The sequence below is a fragment of the Desulfobaculum sp. genome (assembly GCF_054921475.1).
On record NZ_JBUDSW010000236.1, the window covers coordinates 1 to 5556 of the forward strand.

3 protein-coding genes and 1 pseudogene are annotated in these 5556 nt (G+C 63.2%); 1 reads left to right on the top strand and 3 read right to left on the bottom strand.

The genetic code is table 11. From position 1 onward, the window contains the following. Nucleotides 1-80: 80 nt before the first annotated feature. The 3 genes from ACY69P_RS13485 to ACY69P_RS13495 form a co-directional block, all read right to left on the bottom strand. Entirely contained in the window at nt 81-2753 is a 2673-nt protein-coding gene (locus tag ACY69P_RS13485; RefSeq protein ID WP_462327848.1) for a TIGR03960 family B12-binding radical SAM protein, read from the bottom strand. Between the two features lie 138 nt (nt 2754-2891). Beyond that, on the bottom strand, nt 2892-3239 hold the full coding sequence (locus tag ACY69P_RS13490) for a hypothetical protein (RefSeq protein ID WP_404845799.1): 348 nt from the start codon (nt 3237-3239) through the stop codon (nt 2892-2894). A 239-nt stretch (nt 3240-3478) separates the two neighbouring features. After that, a complete protein-coding gene (locus ACY69P_RS13495; protein WP_462327849.1) occupies nt 3479-4288 on the bottom strand; it encodes a hypothetical protein in 810 nt (269 codons plus the stop codon). Between the two features lie 443 nt (nt 4289-4731). Between ACY69P_RS13495 and ACY69P_RS13500 the strand changes: the two are divergent. Beyond that, a pseudogene (locus ACY69P_RS13500) lies at nt 4732-5556 on the top strand (hypothetical protein); the annotation flags it as partial.

Here is a 5556-nt window from a genome sequence, read left to right on the forward strand (position 1 = left end):
CCCACGGCCATACGCAACACAAAAGCGCCGGAACGGTCTCCCGTTCCGGCGCTTTGCGTCGTATCGTCTGATTCTGGTGCTTAGTCCGGCATCTCCATCCACTGGCGCAGCTTGCGCAGGACAAAGCGGTCCTGCGTCAGGTCCGGCAGTACGGCAAGAATGAGCCGCAGCGGATTGACGTATTTTTCGCTCCAGTCAAAGCGGATGGCCAGTGTGCGTTCCCCCTCGCGGGAGAAATGCTTGACGCGGGGACGGATGTCCATGGTGCGTGGGCCTTTTTTGGTCTGGCGCGTCCACGAAATCTCATCCTGCTCCATCGCGGTCTCCCACGCCTGCATCCACGCATCCGCGCCGTCGTCGAGGAAGGTGAGCACATAGTCCTCGGCCACGGGCTGGGGCTGCTTTTTCGCCAGCGACAGGGTCTCCACCCGCACAAGGTCAAAGCCGATGGGCAGCTGCGACGCGATGCGGCGCGAGAATTCATCAATGGGCATGGCTTCGCGCAGGTAGAGGTTGAACCACTCCTGCTCGCTCTCCACCCCAACGGGCAGCGCCATGCCGAAGGACATGCGCGGCAAGGGGTGAAAGCCCTGCGAAAAGCTCACGGGAATGCGGGCGCGGCGGAGCACACGCTCCAGCATCACCTGCATCTCCACCTGCGAGACGAACCGCGCCAGACCGCTCTTGGCGTGCCAAATGCGGTAGTGCGCGGCCTTCTCCGCCAGCGGTCCGAGGGACGGCGGCTTGGGCTTGGCACGCGGGTTCACGGGCTTGGCCGGAGCCTCCTCCACAGGCGTAGCGGCCTCGGCCTGCGGCTCAGGCTGGGCGGGCTGCGCCTCGGGCGCGGTGGTGGCGTGGGTGTTGGACTCCTCGGTGGCGTCGCACTGGTCGCGGTGCTCAAAGATGACGCGCGGGCGGATGTCCATGTCCTTGCCCTGCTGTTCCAGTTCGGTCTGCCGTCCGTCCATATTACACACACCGCAGTTGCGGCAGGCGTGGTAGCGGCAGTCCGGGGTCAAGCGCTCCTCAACGGCGCGGCGGCGCTCCGTCAGCAGGAAGGACTTGCGCACGCCCGGATGCAGGTGGTCCCACGGCAGGGGACCATCAAGGTCGCGGGCGGCGAGGAATTCCATGGGGTCCAGCCCCTCTTCCGCCATGGCCTCAAGCCACGGCTCCAGCTTCATATGCTCGATCCAGCTGGCAAACAGCGCGCCCTTGGCCACCGCACGCTCCACAACCGGGGCAAGGCGGCGGTCACCGCGCGAGAAGATGCCTTCCAGAAAGCTCATCTCCGGCATATGCCAGCGCAGTTTGATGCGCTTGTGGGGCTTCAGCTTCTCACGCAGGTAGTTCACGCGCTCGCGCACCTCGTCCATGGTGAGCTGGCGCTCCCACTGGAAAGGCGTGTGCGGCTTGGGCACGAAGGGCGACACCGCCGCCGTGACCTGAAAGCGCTTTTCGTACTTGCCAGCGCAGTCGCGCACCTTGAGGCACAGGTCCACAATGGCGTCCATATCCTCAAAAGTTTCCGTGGGCAGACCCAGCATGAAGTACAGCTTCACCTGCTGCCAGCCGCGGTCATAGAGCTTACGGACGTGGGCGATGAGGCCTTCTTCGGTGACGCCCTTGTTGATGACGTCGCGCAGGCGCTGGCTGCCCGCCTCCGGAGCAATGGTCGCGCCGGTGCGGCGGATGGAGGCCATAAGCTCCATGATGCGTTCGCTCACGGACCCAACACGCAGGGACGGCAGGGAAATAGCCACCTGCTCCTTACGGCAGCGGCTAAAGCTCTGCTCGAACAAATGTTCCAGGCCGGAATAGTCGCCCGTGGACAGGGACAGGAAGGAGAGGTCCTCGTAGCCGGTCTTCTCCAGCCCATCGGCGATGAGGGCGTCGAGGGTATTGGGGTCGCGCTCGCGGGCGGGACGGTAAATCATACCCGCCTGACAGAACCGGCACCCGCGCGTACACCCGCGCGCAATCTCCACGGCCAGCCTGTCGTGCACGGGCTGGGCAAAGGGCACAATGTGATTGGTGGGAAACGGCGTTTCCTCCATGGTCTCGACAATGGCCTTCTCCACGTGGGGGTAGTCCTCACGCAGGGGGCGCGGGGGCTGGGGCGCACCGGGGCTGTCGAACAGCGAGGGGATGTACACCCCGGGCATATGGCGCATGGAGTCCAGCCTCTCGCGGCGCGAGTGTCCGGCCTTTTTGGCGGCGTCAATGTGCTCCAGAATGCGCATCTGCACCTCTTCGCCGTCGCCAAGGACCATAAAGTCCATAAACGGCGCAATGGGCTCGGCGTTAAAGGTGCATCCGCCGCCCGCCATGATGAGGGGCGCCTCGCCAAGGGGCAGGTCCATGCGGTCCTCGGTGCGGCGGGGAATGCCGCCAAGGTCCAGCATATGCAAAATATTGGTGTAGCACAGCTCGTGCGTGACGTGAAAACCCACCAGATCCATCTGCGCCAGCGGGGTGTCGGACTCCAGCGTACACAGCGGCTCGCCGCGTTCGGTCAGGATGGCCGCCACGTCCTCGCCCGGGGTGAAGACGCGCTCCGCCCAGAACGCGTCGCGCTCGTTGATGATGCCATAGAGGATCTTCTGACCAAGGTAGGCCATGCCGACCTCGTACAGGTCGGGGAAAGCCAGCGCCATCCGCACGGACACGGTTGCCGGGTCCTTGTGCACGGTGCCGGGTTCGGTGCCCATGTATTTGCTGGGACCGTTAAAAAGCGGAAGTAGTGAACGCATTCGTGCGCCTCCGGCGGTGCTGGCGCATCCGCCTGTGTCGTCGTGACTGGTGGAAAAGCCCATGCGGGCAAAGCCACTGGGGTGGCAAAAAAAGGGCGGCCCGCAGGCCGCCCCAAAACATCGCCGGACCGCCAGTCGCTACTTCTTGAGAAGCTGGGACAGGTCGGAAACGTTGCCGCCCTGGCCGCCGAGGTTGTTCAGGTCGCCCGGCTTGGCGAGGGTGAGGTTGGAAGCCGCCTCGATGTACTTGTTCTTCAAGTCATCGGGGCAGTTTTTGTATTCGTAGATGACGTATTCGTAGGAAATTTCGGCGTCGATCTCGTTATCAAAGGGGTAACCGAAAGGCAGCAGCATCATCTGCACGCCCTGCTGGGCAGGAACGGTCTGCAGGATGGCGGCGTCCTTCAGCTGCTTTGCTTCTTCGTCGTACTTGCCGATGACCATCTCACCGTTGATGAGCTTCACCAGGCGAATATCGTATGCCATAATGGTATGTCTCCTTACTCGGGTTTCACGTGGAAAGTAGAGTCTCCACCCCACCCTGTCAAGCAGTGGCCCGATCAGGATGCATTCCTCTGAAAATATTGACGATACACGAAAAATCGCCGCCTCTGCCTCTGGGCGAGGCGGCGATGTTGCACACTCGGGGGGCTGGCCTTCCCGCAAAGGGGGCCTCGTCACCGCCAATGGCGCGGCTGCGGGCGTCCCCGCACAGCTGGCGCCAACTAGGCGGCTTCCCCGCCCTTTTGCTCTACGGTGCGCAGGAATTTTTTCAGCTGCACGATGTCCGGACCCAGTTCAACGGCGCGGCGGCCAAGGGTCAGCGCCTGATCATAGCGCGTTCCGGCGGCGGAAAGCCGCGCAAGGCCAAAGAGCACATGGGCGGTGTCGCCGCTCTTTTTCTGGGCGCGCTGGAAGTACTCCATGCCGCGCTTGAGGTCCTTGGTCTTCACGGCGGCTTCGTAGAGCATCTCGCACGCGCGGCGGCTGTTGGGGTCCACCTCAAGGGCCTTGCGCAGGTGCTCAAAGGATTCGGAATAAAATCCAGCGGCCTGCAACCGCTCGGCAATCATCAAAAACAGCGCGTCCTCATCCACATGGATGTCCACGGCCTCGCGGAAGGATTGCTGGGCTTCCTTGATCATGCCGCGCTCCAGATAGCGGGTGCCGCCAAGCAGGGCGCGGTCAATCTTGAGCTTGCGCTCGCGCATGGCTTCCATGCTCTCCCGGCGCTGGTCCTCCTGCATGGCCTTGATGATGGGCACCAGTGCGGCAAGAAGCTTTTTCTCCTGCCCCTTGCTCCACGACAGCGGCTGGGCGGACATTTCCTTGACCTTGGCGATGCCGGTGACATTGCCGAGGTTTTCGCGCACGAGGTTGCCAATGCGCTGCATATCCATGGAGTGTATCTTGTGCTGAATCATCAGCTTCAGCGCTTCCGCGAGGGCAATCAGGCTTTTGAGTTCCTCGCCCTTGCGGTACGCGGCGCGGCACCGGTTGAGATGCTGTTCGACAATCTGGGCTGCCTTGGGCATATGCATCCTTTTTGCTTGAATATCTCTTGTGATGGAGCGGTCCCACGCATTGGCGGGCGCCGCGTCGGACTATCCTAGCAATTTCGGGGCACTTTTTGAAGATATTCCATTACGCGCCCCCGGCGAAGCAGAAAACCGCATCCGGGCCGCGCCGCGCTTATGCTGCGCAGGTTTGGCGTAGGCCAGCACACCCCCCACCACAGGGGGGAATCCATCCGGGACAAGAGGTCCTGTACTATGGTATAAACGTCACAGCGTGATTCGGACAATCCCGCCCGCGTGCAACGCGCACGCGCATGGCTTCACCGGCGACGCACCACCACGGCGCCGCACGCCGAGGCCCCGCCCCGGCCCTGCGGCTAACGCATATGGTGGCATCTCCGGTTTTCCATGACCAGTTCACCCAGAACAGTGCAGCTGCCTCCTGCACAGGAGATCACCCAATGGCCAACACGTCTTCCTCTTCTTCCCGCACAACTCCCCTTCTGATTCTTGGCGGCGTTCTCTCTGTCCTGTGCCTTGCCGCAGGAGCGCTGGCCTCGTTGTGGGCGGGAATCGGAGCGGCCGTCATCGGCCTTATCCTTACCGCAGTTTTATACCTTGGCGCGGCCAAGACGCAGCGCGAGGCCGCCGCACAGGCCGACCTGGCCCAGCGCGATATTGAATCCTACCGCGAGGAAGCGGGCCTGCTTTCCCGCGCTCTTGCCGCGGCGCAGCTGCCCATTATCGTCTGCGCGGACGCCGAAACCGTCTGGGGCGCCAGCATGGCCATGGCCGAGCTTGTGGGCGCGGACGACCCGTCCGAGCTCAAGGGCCTTCCCCTGCGCGATGTGCTGGGCGAGGACCTTGCACTGGCCCTCGCGCGCGAGGGGCGCGCCGGAAGCGTTGACGGCACCCTGCACACCACCGGCAAACAGGTCCGCGTGCATATTGGGCGCGACATGGATACCGGCGTCTTTGCCCTGCAAATGAGCGACACCACCGAAATTGATAATTACTGCACGGAATCCGAACAACAACGCCAGCAGTTCAAAAACGCCTTTGCCTCGGTGAACAAGCTGGCCCAGCGCCGTGCCAGCTCCTCGGAGCTCATGAGCGCCCACGCCGACGAGCAGGCGCAAGGCTCCCGCCGCCAAAAGGAACAAACGCAGGCCGTTGCCGAAGCTGTGGAAAAACTCATGGAGGCCGTGATGGAGGTGGCGGAGACCGCCACAGGCCCCTCACAGGCCGCCGAGTCAGCACGGTCCGAGGCCGCCGACGGTGTGCAC

Coding starts and splice junctions, on each gene's coding strand:
- ACY69P_RS13485 (WP_462327848.1), bottom strand. CDS start 2,753: ATGCGTTCACTACTTCCGCTTTTTAACGGTCCCAGCAAATACATGGGC.
- ACY69P_RS13490 (WP_404845799.1), bottom strand. CDS start 3,239: ATGGCATACGATATTCGCCTGGTGAAGCTCATCAACGGTGAGATGGTC.
- ACY69P_RS13495 (WP_462327849.1), bottom strand. CDS start 4,288: ATGCCCAAGGCAGCCCAGATTGTCGAACAGCATCTCAACCGGTGCCGC.